Annotated in this window: 17 protein-coding genes; 10 read left to right on the top strand and 7 right to left on the bottom strand. The window is 73.9% G+C overall.

Annotated elements, in window-relative coordinates:
- Positions 1–140: 140 nt before the first annotated feature.
- The 3 genes from ABNF97_RS32160 to ABNF97_RS32170 form a co-directional block, all read right to left on the bottom strand.
- On the bottom strand, positions 141–1,169 hold the full coding sequence (locus ABNF97_RS32160; RefSeq protein WP_130460460.1) for a ferrochelatase: 1,029 nt from the start codon (positions 1,167–1,169) through the stop codon (positions 141–143).
- Positions 1,170–1,230: 61 nt separating this feature from the next.
- Entirely contained in the window at positions 1,231–2,004 is a 774-nt protein-coding gene (gene fabI, locus ABNF97_RS32165; RefSeq protein ID WP_130460461.1) for an enoyl-ACP reductase FabI, read from the bottom strand.
- Between the two features lie 116 nt (positions 2,005–2,120).
- The gene (locus ABNF97_RS32170; protein ID WP_130460462.1) at positions 2,121–2,825 is read right to left on the bottom strand and encodes a 3-oxoacyl-ACP reductase FabG; all 705 of its coding nucleotides are present in this window, start codon (positions 2,823–2,825) and stop codon (positions 2,121–2,123) included.
- A 157-nt stretch (positions 2,826–2,982) separates the two neighbouring features.
- Here ABNF97_RS32170 and ABNF97_RS32175 point away from each other — a divergent pair, with 157 nt between their 5' ends.
- The 4 genes from ABNF97_RS32175 (at position 2,983) to ABNF97_RS32190 (ending at position 7,377) form a co-directional block, all read left to right on the top strand.
- Positions 2,983–4,350, top strand: coding sequence for a sensor histidine kinase (locus tag ABNF97_RS32175; protein ID WP_349340820.1), 1,368 nt, complete (start codon positions 2,983–2,985; stop codon positions 4,348–4,350).
- On the top strand, positions 4,347–5,012 hold the full coding sequence (locus tag ABNF97_RS32180) for a response regulator (protein ID WP_130460463.1): 666 nt from the start codon (positions 4,347–4,349) through the stop codon (positions 5,010–5,012). The genes ABNF97_RS32175 and ABNF97_RS32180 overlap by 4 nt, the downstream gene beginning before the upstream one ends.
- A gap of 119 nt (positions 5,013–5,131) precedes the next feature.
- Entirely contained in the window at positions 5,132–6,058 is a 927-nt protein-coding gene (locus tag ABNF97_RS32185; RefSeq protein WP_349340821.1) for an alpha/beta hydrolase, read from the top strand.
- Positions 6,055–7,377: an acyltransferase family protein gene (locus tag ABNF97_RS32190; RefSeq protein ID WP_349340822.1), complete on the top strand. Its 1,323-nt coding sequence runs from the start codon at positions 6,055–6,057 to the stop codon at positions 7,375–7,377. The genes ABNF97_RS32185 and ABNF97_RS32190 overlap by 4 nt, the downstream gene beginning before the upstream one ends.
- Before the next feature lie 701 nt (positions 7,378–8,078).
- On the opposite strand, the gene ABNF97_RS32195 is transcribed toward ABNF97_RS32190, so the two are convergent.
- Genes ABNF97_RS32195 through ABNF97_RS32205 form a run of 3 tightly spaced genes read right to left on the bottom strand, consistent with a single transcriptional unit; the run spans position 8,079 to position 11,145 of the window.
- The gene (locus ABNF97_RS32195) at positions 8,079–9,029 is read right to left on the bottom strand and encodes a VWA domain-containing protein (protein ID WP_130460467.1); all 951 of its coding nucleotides are present in this window, start codon (positions 9,027–9,029) and stop codon (positions 8,079–8,081) included.
- Entirely contained in the window at positions 9,026–10,024 is a 999-nt protein-coding gene (locus ABNF97_RS32200; RefSeq protein ID WP_502930582.1) for a DUF58 domain-containing protein, read from the bottom strand. Before ABNF97_RS32200 ends, ABNF97_RS32195 begins: the two co-directional genes overlap by 4 nt.
- Entirely contained in the window at positions 10,000–11,145 is a 1,146-nt protein-coding gene (locus tag ABNF97_RS32205) for an AAA family ATPase (RefSeq protein WP_349340824.1), read from the bottom strand. The genes ABNF97_RS32200 and ABNF97_RS32205 overlap by 25 nt, the downstream gene beginning before the upstream one ends.
- A 322-nt stretch (positions 11,146–11,467) precedes the next feature.
- Between ABNF97_RS32205 and ABNF97_RS32210 the strand changes: the two genes are divergently transcribed.
- The 3 genes from ABNF97_RS32210 (at position 11,468) to ABNF97_RS32220 (ending at position 13,766) form a co-directional block, all read left to right on the top strand.
- Entirely contained in the window at positions 11,468–11,725 is a 258-nt protein-coding gene (locus ABNF97_RS32210) for a hypothetical protein (RefSeq protein WP_130460469.1), read from the top strand.
- 179 nt (positions 11,726–11,904) lie between these two features.
- Entirely contained in the window at positions 11,905–12,384 is a 480-nt protein-coding gene (locus tag ABNF97_RS32215; RefSeq protein ID WP_349340832.1) for a PH domain-containing protein, read from the top strand.
- Entirely contained in the window at positions 12,381–13,766 is a 1,386-nt protein-coding gene (locus tag ABNF97_RS32220) for a PH domain-containing protein (RefSeq protein WP_130460471.1), read from the top strand. Before ABNF97_RS32215 ends, ABNF97_RS32220 begins: the two co-directional genes overlap by 4 nt.
- Here the strand turns inward: ABNF97_RS32220 and ABNF97_RS32225 are convergent.
- Positions 13,750–14,922 (bottom strand): phosphatase PAP2 family protein, encoded by a 1,173-nt coding sequence (locus tag ABNF97_RS32225; RefSeq protein WP_502930583.1) that lies wholly within the window; start codon positions 14,920–14,922, stop codon positions 13,750–13,752. The genes ABNF97_RS32220 and ABNF97_RS32225 overlap by 17 nt on opposite strands.
- 153 nt (positions 14,923–15,075) lie before the next feature.
- Between ABNF97_RS32225 and ABNF97_RS32230 the strand changes: the two genes are divergently transcribed.
- The 3 genes from ABNF97_RS32230 (at position 15,076) to ABNF97_RS32240 (ending at position 18,810) form a co-directional block, all read left to right on the top strand.
- Complete coding sequence (locus ABNF97_RS32230; RefSeq protein WP_349340825.1) at positions 15,076–15,630, top strand: PadR family transcriptional regulator; 555 nt, start codon at positions 15,076–15,078, stop codon at positions 15,628–15,630.
- On the top strand, positions 15,627–16,283 hold the full coding sequence (locus ABNF97_RS32235; RefSeq protein ID WP_130460474.1) for an ATP-binding cassette domain-containing protein: 657 nt from the start codon (positions 15,627–15,629) through the stop codon (positions 16,281–16,283). Before ABNF97_RS32230 ends, ABNF97_RS32235 begins: the two co-directional genes overlap by 4 nt.
- Before the next feature lie 238 nt (positions 16,284–16,521).
- A complete protein-coding gene (locus ABNF97_RS32240; protein ID WP_349340826.1) occupies positions 16,522–18,810 on the top strand; it encodes an FtsX-like permease family protein in 2,289 nt (762 codons plus the stop codon).
- Positions 18,811–19,378 lie beyond the last annotated feature (568 nt).

Consider the following 19,378-nt stretch of genomic DNA (forward strand, 5'->3'; position numbering starts at 1 on the left):
CGACCAGCGGAAACCTACACACCATCCCTCAACCCACACCCCTACAACTCGAAATCCTGGACCTACTCGACGTCAACCCGCTGGAATGGTGCTGACGATCGCCGACGTGCGGAATACGGGCCTAGCGTCAGGGACTGGCGTCAGGGGCGCCGGACTGGCTGGCAGCAACCGGCCGAGCAGGTGTCCCAGGCCGGCAGCGTACCCAGCCGGCGCCGCGCCGCCGGATCGGCCGGGTCGAGCCGCTCGGTCACCAGTTCCCGGACCATCGCCACGAACCTCGGGTCGGTGCCCGGGGTGCCGGCCCGGGCGAAGTCGAGGCCGAGCTCCTTGGCGGTCGTCGCCGCCTCGGTGTCCAGGTCCCACACCACCTCCAGGTGGTCGGAGACGAATCCGATCGGGCTGACCGCCACCGAGGTGACACCGTCGGCCGCCAGCGCCCGCAGGTGGTCGTTGACGTCCGGCTCCAGCCACGGCACCTGGGGCGGGCCGGAACGGCTCTGCCAGACCAGGTCGTAGCGGAGGTCGGGGGCGGCCCGCTCGGCCACCAGCGCGGCGGTCTCGCGGAGCTGCGCCTCGTACCGGCCGCCCTGCGGGCCGGCGGACGCGGCCATCGAGACCGGGATCGAGTGGGCGGTGAAGACCAGCCGGGTGCTGTCCCGCCGGGCCGGGTCGAGGGTGTCCAGCGCGGCCGCCACCGCGTCGGCGTGCGGCTCGACGAATCCGGGATGGTCCCAGTACTGCCGCAGCTTGTCGATCCTCGGCGCGTCCGGGCCCACCGCCGCCCGGGCGGACGCGATGTCGTCCAGGTACTGCCGGCAGGAGGAGTAGCCGCTGTAGGCGCTTGTCACGAAGCCGAGGGCGGAGGTGATCCCGTCGTCGCGCAGCTGGGCCACGGTGTCGGCGAGCATCGGGTGCCAGTTGCGGTTGCCCCAGTAGACCGGCAGGTCGAGCCCGTGCGCGGCGAAGTCGGCGCGGATCGCGGCGAGCAGGTCCCGGCACTGCTGGTTGATCGGCGACACGCCGCCGAAGTGCCGATAGTGCTCGGCGACCTCGGCCAGCCGGTCCGGCGGCACGTTCCGGCCCCGGGTGACGTTGGCCAGGAACGGCAGGACATCCTCCGGCCGTTCCGGGCCGCCGAACGAGATCAGCACAACTGCGTCGTACGACATACCGCCATTGTTCCCGCCCGGCCGGTTCGGCAGTTCCCCCGTCCACCGGGCGGGACCTGCCTCACATCGGAGCGCCGAGCGCGTGGTAGCCGCCGTCGACGTGCACGATCTCACCGGTGGTGGCCGGGAACCAGTCGGAGAGCAACGCCAGGCACGCCCGGGCGGCCGGCTCCTGGTCGGTCAGCGCCCAGCCCAGCGGGGCCCGGTCGGCCCAGGCCTCCTCGAACTGCTCGAAACCCGGGATCGACTTCGCCGCCATGGTACGCAGCGGCCCTGCCGAGACCAGGTTGCTGCGGATCCCCTTCGGGCCCAGGTGCAGCGCCAGGTAGCGGGAGGCGGACTCCAGCCCGGCCTTGGCCACACCCATCCAGTCGTACACCGGCCAGGCCTTGGTGGCGTCGAAGGTGAGCCCGACCACCGCGCCGCCGGCGCTCATCAGCGGCAGCGCGGCCACCGCGAGCGCCTTGTAGGAGTACGTCGAGACGTGCACCGCGGTCGCCACGTCCTCCCACGGCGCGTCCAGGAAGCCACCGCCCAGGCAGCTCTGCGGCGCGAAGCCGATCGAGTGCACCACCCCGTCCAGCCCGTCGACGTGCTCGCGGACCCGCCCCGCCAGGCTGTCCAACTGCCCGGCGTCGGTAACGTCCAGCTCGATGACCGGCGCGGGCTCGGGCAGCCGCTTGGCGATCCGCTCGACCAGCGACATCCGGCCGAAGCCGGTGAGTATCACCGTCGCCCCGTTCTCCTGGGCGAGCCTCGCCACCGAGAACGCGATCGACTGGTCCGTGATGACCCCGGTGACGAGCAGCCGCTTGCCGGCCAGCAGTCCAGACACGTGAAGATCCTCCATACCCTCGTGGTCCCCCGAGTCCCGTGACCGGTCCGGGTCCGTCCCGGCCGATAACGGCGCCTGGGCGATTGTGTCAGTCGGTGCCCCGGGTTCCGGGCAGGTCAGTGCCCCATACCGAGGCCGCCGTCGACCGGGATGACCGCCCCGGAGACGTAGCCGGCCGCGTCGGAGGCGAGCCAGGCCACCACCCCGGCCACCTCGTCCGGGCTGGCCATCCGGCCGGCCGGGATGGACTTGCGGATCTCCGCCTTGCGCTCCTCGCTGAGTACCGCCGTCATGTCGGTGTCGATGAACCCCGGCGCGACGACGTTGGCGGTGATGTTCCGGCTGCCCAGCTCCCGGGTGATCGACCGGGCCACCCCGACCAGGCCGGCCTTGCTGGCCGCGTAGTTCACCTGGCCGGCGCCGCCGGAGAGGCCGACCACGGACGAGACGAAGATCATGCGGCCCCACCGGGCCCGGAGCATCTTGCCGGAGGCCCGCTTGGCACACCGGAACGCGCCGGTCAGGTTCGCGTCGAGGACCCGGGTGAACTGCTCCTCCGACATCCGCAGCAGCAGCGTGTCGTCGGTGATCCCGGCGTTGCAGACCAGCACCTCGACCGGGCCCAGCTCCGCCTCGACGGCCGAGAACGCCCCGTCGACCTCGTCGCTGTCGGTGATGTCGCACCGGACCCCGAACAGGTCTGCCGGCGGGTTGCTGCCCCGGTGGGTGACCGCGACCCGGTCGCCCTGCTTGGCGAAGGCCTGCGCGATGGCGAGGCCGATCCCCCGGTTGCCTCCGGTCACCAGCACGGTTCGGGCCACGGGTGTCCTCCTCACGGACGGTACGGACGTGCGGGTTGGAGACTAGGCGCTACCGGCAGGTAATCCGTAACCCGGGTGGCGTACTACCGGGGTACTACCGGCGGGATCGCGCCAGGGAGTGACGACGGAGGGGTCCGGTCTGCGTACCCTGCCCCTGATGGGAAAGAGCACCGCCACGGCGATGCGCGCCGGTCGCCACGACCTGCGCCGGCTCCTGGTCGGAGCGGACTATCCGCCGTCACCGCCCGCCGGTCCGCCGGGCAGGTTGCGACGCGGGTGGGACCGCGTCCGGCCGGTCCTGCTCCCGGCGCTGGTCTTCGCCCTGGTCGGCCTCACCATCGCCGGGGTCCAGTACCTGACCGACACCCGGGACATGCCCGAGACGATAGCGGTCCCGCTCGCCGTCGGTGGCACACTGCCGGCGGTGCTGGCCCTGTCCCGTCCGCTGCTCGCCTGGCGGATCGGCTACCCGCTGCTCTACCTCGGCGTGCTCGACGCGCAGTCCGACGAGGCCTGGCCGTGGAGCCCGGTGCAGATCATCGCCTTCCTCTTCGTCCTGCTGGTGCTGGCCGCCCGGACCAGCCTGGGGATCGCGACCTGGGCGGGGCTGCTCAGCGTGCTGCCGGCGTACCTGTTCGTGCGGACCCAGGCGAACGCGCACGGGGTCGCGCTGCTCTTCCTGGCGATCCTGATCGTCGGCGACCAGGTGCGGCGACGCCGGCAGAGCCAGCAGGCCCTGGCCGAGCAGGCCGAACGCAGCGAGCTGGAGCAGGCCCGCCGGGCGGTGCTGGAGGAACGGACCCGGATCGCCCGGGAGATGCACGACGTGGTCGCGCACCACATGTCGATGATCGCGGTGCAGGCGGAGACCGCGCCGTACCGGCTGGCCGGGCTGCCCGAGCCGGCCCGGGCCGAGTTCACCGCGATCGCCGGGTCGGCCCGGGAGGCGCTGACCGACATGCGCCGACTGCTCGGCGTACTGCGCAGCGAGTCGGCGGCACCGCAGACCGCGCCGCAGCCGGGGCTGGCCGACGTACCCGAGCTGGTCGAGGCGGCCCGCCGGGCCGGAATGGCGGTGACGGTCGCCGCCGGCCCGGCCCCGGCGGAGGGCCGACCGGTGCCGGAGGCGGTCGGACTGGCCGCGTACCGGATCATCCAGGAGGCCCTGGCGAACGCGGCCCGGCACGCGCCCGGGACGGCGGTGCGGGTCCTGCTCGACGCGGATGACCGGGCGCTGACCGTCGGGGTCTGGAACGACCCGGTCGGTACGCCCGGCGCCGGCGGGCCGGCCGACTCCGCCGGCCCGGTCGGGCACGGCCTGACCGGGATGCGGGAGCGGGTCCGGCTGCTCGGCGGCCGGCTGCGGGCCGGCCCGACCGACGACCAGGGGTACGCGGTCACCGCGCACCTGCCCTACCACCCGGAGCCGACGCCCCCGGAGTCGCCCGCCCCGGAGCCGCCGGACTCGGAGTCGCCCGCCCCGGAGCCGCCGGGCCTGGAGCCGAACGGAAGGACGACCCGATGATCCGGGTGCTGATCGTCGACGACCAGGCGATGGTCCGGCAGGGCTTCGGGGCGCTGCTGGCGGCCCAGCCCGACCTGCTGGTGGTCGGGGACGCGGCGAACGGCGCGGAGGCGGTCACCGCCGCCCGGCGGCTCGACCCGGACGTGGTGTTGATGGACGTCCGGATGCCGGTACTGGACGGCCTCGCCGCGACCCGGCAGCTCCTCGGCGACCGGCCAGACCCGGCCCGGCCCCGGGTGCTCATTCTGACCACGTTCGACCTCGACGACTACGTCTACGAGGCGCTGCGAGCCGGTGCCAGCGGCTTCCTGCTCAAGGACGCCCCCGCCGCCGACCTGGTGCACGCGGTCCGGGTGATCGCGGCCGGGGACGCGCTGCTCGCCCCGGCGGTGACCCGCCGGCTGATCGCCGAGTTCGCCGCCCGACCCGGTCGGGACCGGCCCCGGCCGACCAGCCTCGCCGGGCTCACCCCCCGGGAGACCGAGGTGCTGCGGCTGATCGCCAGGGGCCGGTCCAACGGCGAGATCGCCGCCGAGCTGGTCGTCGCCGAGCAGACCGTAAAGACCCACGTCGGGCGGATCCTGAGCAAGCTCGACCTGCGCGACCGGGCTCAGGCGGTCGTCGTCGCGTACGAGTCCGGGCTGGTGGCGGCCGGTGACTAGTTCCCCGGTAGCCCGCCGCTAGTCCCCGGGTAGGCCGCCGGAAGCCGTCCCGTGGCGTGACGCGGCCGCCCCCTCCGAGCACGCATTCTCGGCTCCGAAGCGATCGGAGGGAGAGCGGGATGGAGTGGCGTCCGACGGTACGGGGCGCGGTGGCCGGGCTGCTCGCGCTGGGGCTGACGGTGCCGCCGCCGGCGAGGGCGAGCGAGGTGGCGGTGGCGCGGGCCGGGTACGTCGAGGCGTACCCGGCGGTGGCGGCGACGATGCGGGCCGCCGGTGCACCGTACGCCGGCTGGGTGGCCGCCGGCCGCTCCTTCCTGGCGTTCGATCCGCAGGGCGACGGGCTGGCCGTGGAGGTACTCGGCGACCTCGGCACCGCCGACCGGATCGTGGTGCTGGTGCCGGGGGTGGACAGCAGCCTGCGAGACTTCGACCGCGGCCTGGGCGGGGTGCGCCGACGCGCCCCGGCCGTCCAGGCCCGGGCCATCTACGACGAGATCCGCGCGGTCCGCCCCGATGCCCGGGTGGCGGTGCTCGCCTGGCTCGGCTACGACCCGCCGAACGGGCTCGGTCGGGCGGCGGCGCGCTCCGAGCACGCGCGGGCCGGGGCGGACGCGCTGGTCGAGCTGACCCGGACGCTGGCCCGGCACCGCCCCGGCGCGACGGTGACGCTGGTCGGGCACAGCTATGGCGCGCTGGTGCTCGGGCTGGCCGCACCCGACGTGCCGTCGCAGGTGACCGACCTGGTGACGCTGGCCGGGGTCGGGATGGGCGTGGACCGGGTGGGCGAGCTGGGTACCGACGCCCGGGTCTGGGCTGCCGAGGCACCGGACGACTGGATCCGCCGGCTCCCCCCGGTGCGGTTGTTCGGCTTCGGGCACGGGAGTCGGCCGGCCAGCCCCGACTTCGGGGCCCGCCCGCTGCCGGTGACGGGAGTGAGCGGGCACGACGGCTACCTGGTGCCGGGCAGCGCCACGCTGCACGCGACCGCCCTGGTCGCGCTCGGCGCGCCCGGACCGGTCGCCCCGGCGGCGGTGACGGCCCGATGAGCACCGTCGAACGGCCACCGGCGGGCACCGTCGAACGGCCACCGGCGGGCACCGTCGAACGGCCACCGGCGGGCACCGTCGAACGGCGATCGGCGAGCGTTCTCGGGCCGTGGCGGGGCGGCAGCGCGGGTGGGGCTGGCCGACGAGGGCTGGCCGAGGCGCCACGGCGCTGGCGGGCCGGGTCGGACGGCGACGGCCGGGACCGGGGCATCGACGGGCTGCGGGCGTACGCGATCGGTGGGGTGGTGTTCGGGCACTGGCTGGTAACCGCCCTGGTCCTCGGCCCGGACGGCGCGCTGCGTACCGCCAGCCCGCTTGCCGCGATGCCGGCGCTGGCGCCGCTGACCTGGCTGTTCCAGACGCTCGGGCTGTTCTTCTTCGTCAGCGGGTACGCCTCGGCCCGGTCGCTGCGCTCGGCCACCGCCCGAGGGCTCGACCCGGCCCGCTGGTTGCGCCGCCGGCTCGGTCGGCTGGGCCGGCCGGTGCTGCTGTTGCTCGGCGGTTGGCTGACGGTGCTGGCCGTGGCCGCCCTGCTCGGGGCTCCGGCGGCGACCCTGCGGACCGCCGCCACACTGGTGATCAGTCCACTGTGGTTTTTGCTGCCGCTGGTGCTGCTGATCGCGTCGACCGCACCGCTGGCCCGGCTACTGGACCGGTACGGGCCGGTCCGGCTGGCCGTGCCGGCCGTGGCGTTGGTCACGCTGAGCGACCTGGCCGGGCGGAGCGCCGACCTGTCAGGCTGGCCGGTGCCGCTGCCCGGGGACGGGGCCTGGCGGGTACCGGTCGCGGTGCTGGCCGGGTGGCTGTTGCCGTACCTGCTCGGGATGGCCTTCGCCGACGGCCGACTCGGCGGCCGACGGACCGCCGTCGGGCTGCTGCTGGCCGGTGCGGCCGGGATGGCCGGGCTGGGTTGGGCGGGCTATCCGCTCAGCGCGGTCGGGGTGCCCGGGGACGGGGTGTCCAACCTGGACCCGCCGTCGCTGTTCGCGGTCTGCCTGGCGCTGGCCCAGATCGGCGCGGCGCTGCTGCTCCGGCCCGCCCTGGCCGGCGCGCTGGCCCGGCCGGGCCGGTGGGCCCCGGTGCACCGGCTCAACACGGTCGCGATGAGCGTCTACCTGTGGCACCAGAGCACCCTGCTCGGGGTGACCGCGCTGGCCGCGCTCGCGGTCCGGCTGGCCGACGCCGGGCCGGTACCCGGACTGCACACGGCGCCGGCCGGGTCCGGCTGGGTGGCGGCTCGGCTGGTCTGGTTACCGCTGCTGGTCCTGGTCCTGTATGTGCTGGTCGGACGGGCCGGCGGGGACCGGCAGGTCCGGTGAGAATCGGAGCCTCTTCCGCGCCACGGCGGGGTCGCGGAGCCGACACCGGAGGACCCGGAGGCCGACTGCGGCCACCGGGTCCTCCGGGTGTACCATGACTCACGTTCCAGGTCCGGCCGACAGATGGAGGTGATCGCTGTGCGAAATAGCGATCCTCCCAGTCGTGGCCGGGTCCTCGGTCAGTCCGCCTGAGCCGTGACGTCTCCCGCCGACTGACCCAGTTCCGCTTCACACCGCATCCCCCGGGACACTCCGGCATCCGTCGGCGTGCCGATCCAGCCGTGCCCGTCCGACGGCTGCCGGCGAGCCGAGGGTGTCCGTCGGCGAGCCGAGGATGCGGAGCCTGTCGAGCCGAGGGTGTGCAGCCGCCCGGTCACGACTTCGTGTGCGCCCACTGATCCCCGAGACACCTCGCCCGGCCCTGCGTCGGACCGGGATGTCTCCAGTCGCCACCCGGAGAGCAGAGTCATGCAGCGTTACGTCGCCCCGCTGGGCTTCACCCTCGCCGCCGCCTGGGTCGTGCTGGTCTTCATCCTGGTCAGCGCGACCCCCTGACCGGCTCCGGCCCGGCGCCCGGCCGCCCGGTGGACCGGGCCGCCCGGTGGACCGGGCCGGTGGACCGGTGGACCGGACAGGTGGACCGGTGGACCTGGCCGGAGCGCCGTTGGCGACGAGGGCCGCACTTTCGCAGGGGCCGCCGCTCACACCAGGCGGGACGTCCAGAGCAGACTCAGCCCCGCCGCGCAGAGCGCGAAGAGCAACGCGATCCCGGCGTACCAGTGGGTGATCTCCCGGGCCTCGGTACGGAACCCGATCGAGCTGCCCATGTCCTGGTAGACCTGCTTCAGCTCGCTGACCGAGGCCGCCTCGTAGAAAAAGCCCTGCGTGGTCTCGGCGAGTTCGGCCAGGGCCAGCCGGTCGACCGGTACCCGCTGCACCTGGCCACCGATGTCGACCTGTCCCGAGTCGGTGCCGAACGCGATGGTCGAGACCGGTACGTTCGCCGCCTGCGCCGTCGCACCGGCCTCCTCGATCGAGCGTCCCGCGGTGCGGTAGCCGTCGGAGAGCAGCACGATCCGGGCCGGCGGGATGCCCTGGGCACCGTCCGCCGGCACCGACCGGATCGCCTCCAGGCAGGTGAAGACCGCCTCGCCGGTCGCTGTCGCCTCGGCCAGCACCAGGCCGTCGATCGCCTGGGTGACCGCCGGGCGGTCCTTTGTCGGCGGCACCAGCACGTTGGCGGACTTGGCGAAGGCGACCAGCCCGAGGTTGTAGGTCGGCGGCAGTTCCGCGACGAACTGCTTCGCCGCCTCCTGGGCCGCCTCCAGCCGGCTCGGCGTCACGTCGTCGGCCTCCATCGACAGCGACACGTCGATCGCGAGCATGATGGTGGCCCGCTCCAGCGGCTCCTTGGTGTCCACCGCCGGCCGGGCCATCCCGGTGGCCAGGACCAGCAGGCTGAGCAGCAGGACCCCGGCCGCGGCGTGCCGGCGCCAGCCGATCCCCTTCGGTGCGAGGCTGCGCAGGAGTTCGACGTTGGTGAACCGCATCGCGTACGTACGGCGGTGCAGTTGCCGCCAGACGTACGCCCCGGCGAGCAGCAGCACCGGCAGTACGGCCAGCAGCCACCACGGTTGCAGAAAACGGATCATCGAGTCGTCCCCCCGGTACGGGCGTGCCGCTGTGCCGCGACGAAACGCACCATGTCCAGCAGCCAGTCGGAGTCGGTACGCAGCCGCAGGTGTGCCGCTCCGGCGGCCCGCAGCTGATGGGCGATCGCGGCCCGCTGGGCCGCCGCGGCTTCGGCGTAACGGCGCCGCAGCCGCGGGTCGGCGGTCTGCACCTCATGCAGCTCACCGGTTTCCGGGTCGACGACGGGCAGCACCCCGACGTCCGGCAGTTCCAGTTCACGCGGGTCGACCACCTCGACGGCGAGCACCTCGTGCCGGACCCCGAGCTTGCGTACCGGCCGTCCCCACTGCTCGGGCGGGGCCAGGAAGTCGGAGATCACCACGGCCATCCCCCGGCGCCGGGGCGGGCGGTTGAGCGCGTCGACCAGCAGCCCCAGGTCGGTACGCCCCGGTCGGGTCGGCGTGCCGGCGATGGTCCGGAGTAGCCCCTGCGCCTCCTTGCGCCCTGGTCGGGCCGGCAGCCGCAGCACCCCCGACCGCACCGGGGGCGCCCCCGATGGCACCGGGGGCGGTCCGGCCCCGCCGTCCCGGGACGGGCCGGTGCCGATCACCGCACCGATCCGGTTGCCGCCGCGCACGGTCAGGTGGGTGATCGCCGCCGCCGCCGCGATCACCAGCTCGCGCTTGAGCCAGCGGCCGGTGCCGAAGTCGAGGCTGGCCGAGAGGTCCACCGCCAGCCAGGTCTCCAGTTCCCGGTCGGCGACCGTACGCCGGACGTGCGGCACCGTCGTCCGGGCCGTCACCGGCCAGTCCATCCGGCGTACGTCGTCGCCGGGGCGGTACTCCCGGGACTCCCCCGCCTCGGTGCCCGGCCCCGGCAGCAGACCGAGGTAGTCGCCCTGGAGCAGCCCGTCGAGTTTGCGGGTGACCAGCAACTGCAACCGGGAGAGTACGGCGTCGGCCCGGGCCGGGCCGCTGTCGGTCGCCGACATCACGCCGGCGGACGCCCGGGCCACGCCGGACCGGCCGCCGGCACCCCGGACGCGGGCCCGAGGGCGGGTCCGGAGCCGGGCGGCGGGGCGGGGGTGGCGTGCTGCCGGGGCGCGACCGAGGGGAGCGGGATGGTGGACATCACCCGGTCGACGATGTGGTCGGCGGGGATGTTGTCCGCCAGCGCGTCGTAGCTGAGCACCAGCCGGTGTCGGAGGATGTCCGGGGCGATGTCCTGGACGTCCTGCGGCAGTGCGTAGTCGCGGCCGCGCATCAGGGCGAGTGCCCGGGTGGCCCGGACGATGCCGAGCGAGGCCCGCGGGCTGGCACCGTACTGGATGAGCTGGGCCACGTCCGGCATCCCGTGCTCGGCCGGGGCACGGGTGGCCAGCACCAGGCGTACGGTGTAGTCGACCAGGGCGTTGTGCACGAAGACCTGGTCCGCCTTCTGTTGCAGCCCGACGAGTTCGAGCGGGGTGAAGACCGACGCCGGCTCGGGGGCGTTGACCCCCATCCGGTAGACGATCTCGCGCTCCTCGGCGTCGGTGGGGTACCCGACGAGGATCTTCATCAGGAAGCGGTCCCGCTGCGCCTCGGGCAGCGGATAGACGCCCTCCTGCTCGATCGGGTTCTGGGTCGCCATCACCAGGAACGGGTTCGGCACCCGGTGGGTCTGCCCGCCGATCGACACCTGCTGCTCGGACATCACCTCGAGCAGCGCCGACTGCACCTTGGCCGGCGCCCGGTTGACCTCGTCGGCGAGGAGGAAGTTCACGAAGACCGGCCCGAGTTCGACATCGAACTTCTCGCTCGACTGGCGGTAGATCCGGGTGCCGACGATGTCGGCCGGGACCAGGTCCGGAGTGAACTGCACCCGGGCGAAGGTACCGCCGACGACCCGGGCCAGCGTCTCCACCGCGAGCGTCTTGGCGACCCCCGGCACCCCTTCCAGCAGGCAGTGCCCGCGGGCCAGCAGGGCGACGAACATCCGCTCCACCATCCGGTCCTGCCCGACGATGACCCGCTTGACCTCGAAGAGGGCTCGTTCCAGCAGGGTGGCGTCCTCGGCCGGGGTGCTGTCGCCGGCGTGGGCGGTACCGCCCACGTCGGGCGGGGTCGGGATGTCGGGCGTGGTCGGCTGGGCCACCGGTCCTCCACAGCAGGGTCACAGAGCGAACAGCAGGGTCACAGGATCGAACAGCAGGGTCACGGGCTCAAGGGTCGGCGCGCGCCGACGCCCCCAAGCGTCGCACGTCCGGCGCGGAGACTGTGAAGGGAGAACCGGATTTGCGGTTCGATCCGGCCCGATCGCGCCGCACCGGGCGCGCAATCCGGAAAACGGTCGGTGGTGGGTAGACATAGCGGGGTTTTCTCTGTGTACGATGCAGCGAATCGCCGGGCGGCTCCCCCCGTGGCCGCCCGGCGATCTCTTTCCCGGTAGCGCCGCCGTGCGCCGTAGACTCGCCGCCGTGAGTGACTCGTCCGCAGGCGCCGGCAAGGATTCCCCGTCCGCCGACGATCCGCCCCTGATCTGCTCCGCCAAGGGCTGTCGGGCGGTGGCGGTCTGGGCACTGCACTGGAACAACCCTCGGCTGCACACCGCCGATCGGCGGAAGACCTGGCTTGCCTGTGCCGACCACCGGCGATCGCTCGGCGACTTCCTCGGCGCGCGGGGGTTCCTTCGGGAGGTAACACCCGCCGGGGGATCGCCTACGCTCGACACGTGAGCGAGCGAGGCGACGAGCGAGGCGGGCACGGCGAGGACAACCGGAGCGAGCACGGCGCGGAGCCTACGGTCGGCGAGCCTGCGGGCGAGGAGCCTGTTGGCGGCGAGCCTGTTGCCGGCGGCGGGCCCGCCGTCGAGGAGCCTCCGGCCGGGCGGTACCCGACCGGGCCGACCGACCCGCTGGAGCCGTGGCCGGAGACCGTACGCTGGCAGCCCGTTTCCATGGACCTGATCAAGGTGGAGGCACTGCGGCTCGGGATCGGCATGCTGACCCTGGCCGCCGGCGCCGGAATCGGCCTCGCGCTCACCGGGCACTGGCTGTTCGGCCTCGCGCTCGGCGCGGTGGCCGTACTGACCCTGTGGCGGCTGGCCGTGATCGTCCGGGCCGTCCGGGCCTGGGGCTACGCCGAACGCGACCACGACCTGCTGGTCCGGCACGGCCTGCTGGTCCGGCGGCTGTCGATCGTGCCATACGCCCGGATGCAGTTCGTCGATGTCACCGCCGGGCCGCTGGAGCGGGCCTTCGACCTGGCCACCGTGCAACTGCACACCGCCGCCGCCGCGAGCGACGCCCGGGTGCCCGGCCTGCGTCCGGCCGAGGCCTCCCGGCTGCGCGACCGGCTCACCGCCCTCGGCGAGGACCGGGCGGAGGGTCTGTGACTCCGCAGGAGTTCGCCGAGCCCCGGCAGCGACTGCACCCGTTGAGTCCGCTGCTGCACGGGGCGAAGTCACTGGTGGTGATCGTCGCCGCGCTCTCCTGGTCGACGCTGTCCCGGGTCGGCCCCGGCTTCTTCGCCCTGCTGGTGGCGGTACTGCTGATCGGCGCGCTCGTCCTCTCGGTGGTCAGCTGGTACAACACCGGCTATCACGTGGTCGGGCGGGAACTGCGGATCCACGAGGGTCTGCTGTGGCGGCGTACCCGGGCGATCCCGCTGGAGCGGCTGCAGTCCGTGGAGGTGGTCCGACCGTTGCTGGCCCAGCTCAGCGGGCTCGCCGAGTTGCGGCTGGAGGTCGTCGGCGGCGGCAAGACGGAGGCGCCGCTGGCGTACGTCACGGTGGCCGACGCGGTGGTCCTGCGGGAGCGCCTGCTGGTGCTGGCCGGCCGGGCGCCGTCCGGCCCGACCGCGACCGCCCCCGGCGTCGTACCGCCCGAGCGGCCCGGTGTCGGGGCACCGGGTCAGCCCGGCGTGCCGGGCCTGGCCGGGCTGGCCGGCGCCGAGCCACCCGTCGGCCGACACCTGCACGCGGTGTCCAACCGCGACCTGCTGGTCAGTCAGCTCCTCACCCCGCAGGCCTTCTTCCTGCCGTTCGGCGTCGCCTTCGTGCTCACCCAGTTCTTCACCGAGGGCTCCTGGTCGTTCATCGCGGTCGCCAGCACCCTCACCGCGATGGCCGGGGTGGTGCTCCAGCCGATCCGGCGGGTCCTCGACGACTGGAGCTTCCGGCTGGCCCGCGACGACGCCGCGCTGCGGGTCCGGCACGGCCTGCTGGAAACCCGGGCCCAGACCGTACCGCTGGACCGGCTCCAGGCGATCGGGGTGACCTGGCCGCTGCTCTGGCGGCCGAAGGGGTGGCTGCGGATGCGGCTGTCGATCGCCGGAATCTCCACCGGTGAGCTCGACGACCGGAGCCACCCGGATCGGCTGCTGCCGGTCGGTGACCTGGCCACCGCACAGATGATCATGTCGGAGATCCTGCCCGGGGTGGGGATCGCCGGCACCCTCACGCCGCCGCCGGCCCGGGCCCGCTGGGTGCACCCGCTGGCCCGCACCGCACTCGGCGCCGGGCTCTCCGCCCGGGTCTTCGCGGTCCGCTCCGGACTGCTGACCCGGGAACTCCTCGTCGTGCCGTACGCCCGGATCCAGAGCGTGCGGGTGGTGCAGGGTCCGCTCCAGCGGCGGCTGCGGCTCGCCACCGTCTACGCGGACACCGCCGGTGGGCCTGCGGCGGCGGCCCGGGACCGGGACCTGTACGAGGCCTGGGCGCTGGCGGCGGAGCTGACCGCCCGGGCCCGGGCCGCCCGGCTCACCGACCCGCGCTGACGGTCCGCTCCGGCGCCGGGCCCGACTCCGGCCCGGTGTCGGTCTTCGTTCCGGCCGCCACGCCACTGTCGATGGCCGCCCCGTCCCCGGCCACCCCGTCACGGGCCGCCCCGTCACGGGCCGCTCCGTCACCGGCCGACCCGTCTCCGGTGGATCCGGCCGTCACCGCATGCGCCGGCTCGGCCTGCACCGGCTGGCGGCGGGCCCTGCGTGCCGCCCACCAGCGCTCGGCGAGCCCGACGACCAGGAAGGTCAGTCCGACGTACGCCCAGCCGACCAGTACGTCGATCACGTAGTGCTCGCCCGCGTAGACCAGGGTGAAGGTCATCGCCAGCGGGTAGCAGAGCAACAGCGGCCACCAGCGTCGCCGGGTCGCGCCGAGGAAGAAGACCACCACGAAGAGCGCCCAGGCGGTGTGCAGCGACGGCATCGCGGCGACCGGGTTGGAGGCGATCTGGCCGGCGTTGAGCAGGTTGCCGGCGCCGTGCATGCCGAACTCCCGCCAGCCCCGGGTGGAAATCCGGGCGACATCGGAGAGCATCCCGTATTGGGCGGCCCACCAGGGCGGCGCGGCGGGGTAGATGAAGTAGGTGACCAGGCCGGCGGCGCAGAGGAAGCCCCACCGGCGCATGAACGCCGCCCACCGGGGGCGGGAGCGCAGCCAGAGCACCACCGCGGCGGCCAGGGTGACCACGAAGTGCGAGAAGTAGACCCAGCTCACCCCGACGTCCCACCAGTGGATGCCGTCCGGGTCGTAGAGGTGCTGTTGCAGCCAGACCGTCGGGACCTGGCCGTCCATCGCCCAGCCGAACATCCACCGGTCGGCGACGATCAGCTCGTAGGCGTGCGGCGTCGCGCCGTTGTCGGCGAACCCTCGGGAGAGGTTGTACAGGGCCAGCAGCACCACCACCGGCAGCCAGTCCCGGGCGAAGCCCAGGTGCGTGCGCCAGGGCCGGTCACTGCGCCAGGCGATGGTGGCGGCCCAGAGCCAGGCGAAGGCGTAGAGCGGATCGGTGGGCAGGCCGATCAGCAGCCAGGCGGCGACGAAGGCCACCGCCCAGATCGACATGGCGACGAACCGGCGACGGCGCCGGTCGTCCGGGGCCGCCGGACCGGGCGGCGGCGCGGGCGGGGAATCGGTGACGGTGACGGGCATCGCCGTCCAGGTTAACGGCGCCGGTACGACGGGCTCGCTGAGGGACGACGGCGAGCGGTACGGAGGCACGCGCGGGCGGTACGACGACGCGCCCCGAACGCGACTAGCAACCCGCTTGCTAGCTTAGCAACTCAGTTGCTAGTGTTCCCCGCCATGTCGGTCTCCCGGATCCTGCTCGGCCTCCTCGAACCGAGGTCCCAACACGGCTACGTGCTGCGGCGCCGCTACGACGAGTGGTTCGGCAACAGCCGACCGCTCAAGTCGGCGCAGGTCTACGCCACCCTGGGCCGACTGGACCGGGACGGGCTGATCAACCTCACCGGGGTGGCCAGCGGGGTCGGGCCGGACCGCCGGGTCTACGCCATCACCGAGACCGGCGTCGGCGAACTCGACCGCTGGCTCGACGAGCCGGAGGTGCCCGAGGTGACAGGCAGCCGGCGGGTGCTCTTCGCCAAGGTGCTGATCGCGCTCTCCAGCGGGCGGCCGGCCGAACCGATGCTCGACCGGCAACGCCAGGCACACCTGGCCCGGATGCGCGAGATGCGCGCCCAGCGGCAGGCCGGCGACCTGCTCGCCCAGCTCGACGCCGACTTCGAGATGTACCACCTCGACGCCGACCTCAAGTGGATCGACGGCGCCGTTGCCCGGCTCGCCCGGCTGGCCGCGCTGGTGTCCCGGATCGACGACGCGGAGAAGGAGCAACGATGACCCTCCAGGGCAGCAACCTGGCCCTCCGGTTCGGCCAGACCGTCGCGCTCGACGGCGCCGACGTGACCGTCGCCCCTGGCGAGATCCTCGCCATCATGGGGCCGTCCGGCTCCGGCAAGTCGAGCCTGCTGCACGTGCTCGCCGGCATCCTCCGTCCGGAGCACGGCGAGGTGCGCCTCGACGCGCAGCGCATCGACAACCTCTCCGACAGCCGGCGCAGCAAGCTCCGGCTCCGGTCGTTCGGCTTCGTGCTCCAATTCGGTGACCTGGTGCCGGAGCTGTCCCTGCGGGAAAACGTCGAACTGCCGCTGCGACTGCTCGGCACGTCCCGGGCGAAGGCCCGACGCCGGAGCGTCGAACTGCTCGGCCAGCTGGCCGTGGTCGAACTGGCCGACCGGCGCCCGGGCCAGGTCTCCGGCGGCGAGGCACAGCGCGCCGCCGTCGCCCGGGCACTGGCGCACCGGCCGTCGGTGATCTTCGCCGACGAGCCGACCGGGGCGCTGGACAGCGCCGCCGGCGAGGTGGTGCTGGACGCGCTGACCGGACTGGCCCGCCAGGAGGGCAGCGCGGTCGTGATGGTCACCCACGAGGCCCGGGTGGCGGCCTACGCGGATCGGACCGTCTTCCTGCGCGACGGGCGGGTGGCACCGTGAGTGCGAGGAGTGAGCCGGGCTTGCTAGCCCCGCAGCCACGAACGAAAGACGGCACCGTGAGTGCGAGGAGTGAGCCGGGCCTGCGAGCCCCGCAGCCACGAACGAAAGACGGCACCGTGAGTGCGAGGAGTGAGCCGGGCCTGCGAGCCCCGCAGCCACGAACGAAAGACGGCACCGTGAGTGCGAGGAGTGAGCCGGGCCTGCGAGCCCCACAGCCACGAACGAAAGGTGCGACGGCATGAGGCGGTGGCTCTGGCTCGGGCTGCGGCTCTCGATCGGCTCCGGACGGGGCGGGCTACTTCGTGCCGCGCTGATGTCGTCCGGGGCGGCGCTCGGCGTACTGCTGGTACTGGGTTCACTGGCCTCGGTCTCGGTGGCCGGTGCCCAGCACGACCGGGCCGAGGCCCGCACCCCGGTCCGCGAGGAGAACCCGGCCAGCCCCTCGACGCTGCGGATCTACGACATCGAGGACGCGGTGGACGGCCGGCTGCTCCGGCGTACCGCCGTGATCGGTGCCACCGCGACCAGCCCGCGCCCACCCGGGGTGGCCGCGCTGCCCGCACCCGGGGAGATCGTGGTCTCGCCGGCCCTGCGGGAACTGATCACCACCGACCCGAGGGCGGCGGCACGGTTCCCGCAGCGGGTGATCGGCACGGTCGGTCCGGCCGGGCTGCTCGCCCCGGACGAACTGCTGGCCTACGTCGGCGCCGCACCGGTCGTGGTGCCGGAGGAGGATCGGCTGCTCGACCAACACTGGCCGGTCACCGGCTTCGGGCATCCGCTGGAATACGCCCTGGGCGAGGGGGCCGGGCCGGACGTCTTCAGCCCGGCCCGGATCCTGGCCGGCGCCTTCGGGTTCTTCGTGCTGGTCCCGTTCGGCGTCTTCCTGGCCACCTGCGCCCGGCTCTCCGCCTCCACCCGGGACCGCCGGATCGCCGCCCTGCGGCTGCTCGGCGTCTCGGCCCGGCAGGCGACCCTGGTCAACGCCGTGGAGACCGGGGTGGTCACCCTCGGCGGGGCGCTGCTCGGGCTGGCCGGCTTCGCGCTCCTCGCCCCGGTCTCGGAGGGCTGGCGGATCGGCCGGCTGCACTGGTACGCCGCCGACCTCGCCGTACCGGTGCCGGCGGTCGTCGGGATGGTCGCGCTGACCGTGGCGTACGCGGTCGTCATCGGCGTACTCGCGACCCGGCCGGCCCGGGTCGACCCGCTGGCCGTACGCCGTGACGCCCCACACCGCCGCCCCGGCGCCTGGCGGGTGCTGCCGCTGCTGGCCGGGCTCGGCGGGGCGGTACTGGCCGGCTGGTCCGGTCGCGGCGAAGCCAGCCAGGGCGACGCGCTGCTCTTCCTCGTCTCGATGCTGCTCGTCGGGTTCGCGCTACCGCTCGCCCTGCCCACTCTCGGGTACGCAGTCGCCACGCTGCTGGCCCGGCTTCCGGGTACCCCGGTCTGGCTGGAGTTGGCCACGGCCAGGCTGCGGCACGCCCCCGGGGTGGCACCCCGGCTGATCGCGGCCTTCACCGTGATGGTCTACGTGGCCGGGATGGGTCCGCTCGCCGTCGGCCTGGTCATCGACCAGCGCTACCTCAGCTCGGTCGACGGTTCGGGCGGACACCGGATGTACACCGTCTCCGGCCCGGGCCCGTTGCCCGCCACCGACCTGCGGCAGGTCCCCGGCGTACAGGTGGTCCACCTGGCAAGCGTCCCGGCGACCATCTCCGGCGAGCGGGGCAATCTGCTCGTCGGCGACTGCGCGGACCTCACCGGCATGTACACGCTCGGCCCCGGCGAGTCCTGCGTGGACGGCCGGACCTATCGGCTGGCGCACCAGTTCCACTTCGGGATGCCGCTGCCGAAACCGGGCGAGGAGGTGGTCGCGCAGGGCGGCACCCGGGTCCCGGTACCGGAGCAGATCCTGCGCCCGCGGATGCGGTTCGACATGGGAATGTCCGGCACGTTGCTGGTCACCCGGCAGGCGCCGGTAGCCGCCGCGCTGGAGGTGCCGCCCCCCGCCAGACTTCACCTGGTGGCGACCGACCGGGCCGCCGCCGACCGGGCCGCCCAGGTGCTGGCCGCCCGGGTACCGACCCGGTACCTGTCGGGCGACCTCGGCACCCGGCGCGGCATCGATCCGGAAATGCTGATGACGCTGCTGGTCACCGGGCTCGTCATGAGCTTCGGGCTCGGCATCGGCGCGTTCACCGTCGCCGCGATCGACCGCGGCGTCGAGCGGCGCCGGGACAACGCCACGCTGGCCGTGGTGGGCACCAGCCCGCGCACCATCACCGCCGGGGAGGTCGGGTTCGGCACCGTACCGCTGGTGATCGGGCTCGGCCTGGCCAGCCTGGCCACGGTCACCATCGCGGTCGTCCTCGCCGGCCTGCTCCACCTCGACCCGGATCGGGTCCTCGACCGGGTCGCCCCGACGCTCTGGCTGGCCGGCGCGGCGCTGCTGGTCGGGGTGGTGCTGATGGCCGTACCGGCCTGGTTGACCCAGCGGATCACCGCGGAACAGCTCCGCCGGCCCTGACCCGGGTGAGGAGATCGGGGGCAGCCGGTGCCTGGGGTGGTCCGCCCCCGGGTCTCCGGCTGGTCCGCTCTTACCGGCGGCCCGTCGACACCGCGCCTCCTCCGCCAGCTTGGCCGGCGACGGGTGCCCCGGCTCGGAGACCGTCGAGTTACCCGAGTTACCCCGCCTGTGCGCCCACCACGGCTGCCCCTCCGACCGGCCGCGCTCACCTGGACGCTGGAGGCGGAATCGACCGGTCGTAGCGCACCTGGTGTCCAGGTGACCGGGCGCCGGCAGTTGGTTCGCTGGACCATGGTCGGCGGCGAGTCCGGTTCGGGATCGCTGGGACCAGTGTGTCGACCGTGCCACGTCCGCTTCTCCCGTCGGCTCAGGCCGAACCCTGTCCTTGCCTCCGCACGCAGCGGCACCTACGCCTCCGATCGATACCGACGGAGCCCGAGGGCGGCGGGGCCGTCACGGCACGGAAACCACCTGCTCGCGTACGGTTTCCCCAGTTCGGGGAGCGGCTGGCCGTGGATTGTCGGATAGCGGTCCGGCGTGTCGTCGCGTGTCGGCGTCAGCGGTCGGC

This window comes from Plantactinospora sp. B6F1, assembly GCF_040120695.1.
In the GTDB taxonomy this organism is placed as follows: domain Bacteria; phylum Actinomycetota; class Actinomycetes; order Mycobacteriales; family Micromonosporaceae; genus Plantactinospora.

Bases quoted from the DNA above. Each gene is read 5' to 3' on its own strand.
- ABNF97_RS32160 (WP_130460460.1), bottom strand. From the start codon at position 1,169: ATGTCGTACGACGCAGTTGTGCTGATCTCGTTCGGCGGCCCGGAACGG.
- ABNF97_RS32175 (WP_349340820.1), top strand. From the start codon at position 2,983: ATGGGAAAGAGCACCGCCACGGCGATGCGCGCCGGTCGCCACGACCTG.
- ABNF97_RS32180 (WP_130460463.1), top strand. From the start codon at position 4,347: ATGATCCGGGTGCTGATCGTCGACGACCAGGCGATGGTCCGGCAGGGC.
- ABNF97_RS32185 (WP_349340821.1), top strand. From the start codon at position 5,132: ATGGAGTGGCGTCCGACGGTACGGGGCGCGGTGGCCGGGCTGCTCGCG.
- ABNF97_RS32190 (WP_349340822.1), top strand. From the start codon at position 6,055: ATGAGCACCGTCGAACGGCCACCGGCGGGCACCGTCGAACGGCCACCG.
- ABNF97_RS32195 (WP_130460467.1), bottom strand. From the start codon at position 9,029: ATGATCCGTTTTCTGCAACCGTGGTGGCTGCTGGCCGTACTGCCGGTG.
- ABNF97_RS32225 (WP_502930583.1), bottom strand. From the start codon at position 14,922: ATGCCCGTCACCGTCACCGATTCCCCGCCCGCGCCGCCGCCCGGTCCG.
- ABNF97_RS32230 (WP_349340825.1), top strand. From the start codon at position 15,076: ATGTCGGTCTCCCGGATCCTGCTCGGCCTCCTCGAACCGAGGTCCCAA.
- ABNF97_RS32235 (WP_130460474.1), top strand. From the start codon at position 15,627: ATGACCCTCCAGGGCAGCAACCTGGCCCTCCGGTTCGGCCAGACCGTC.
- ABNF97_RS32240 (WP_349340826.1), top strand. From the start codon at position 16,522: ATGAGGCGGTGGCTCTGGCTCGGGCTGCGGCTCTCGATCGGCTCCGGA.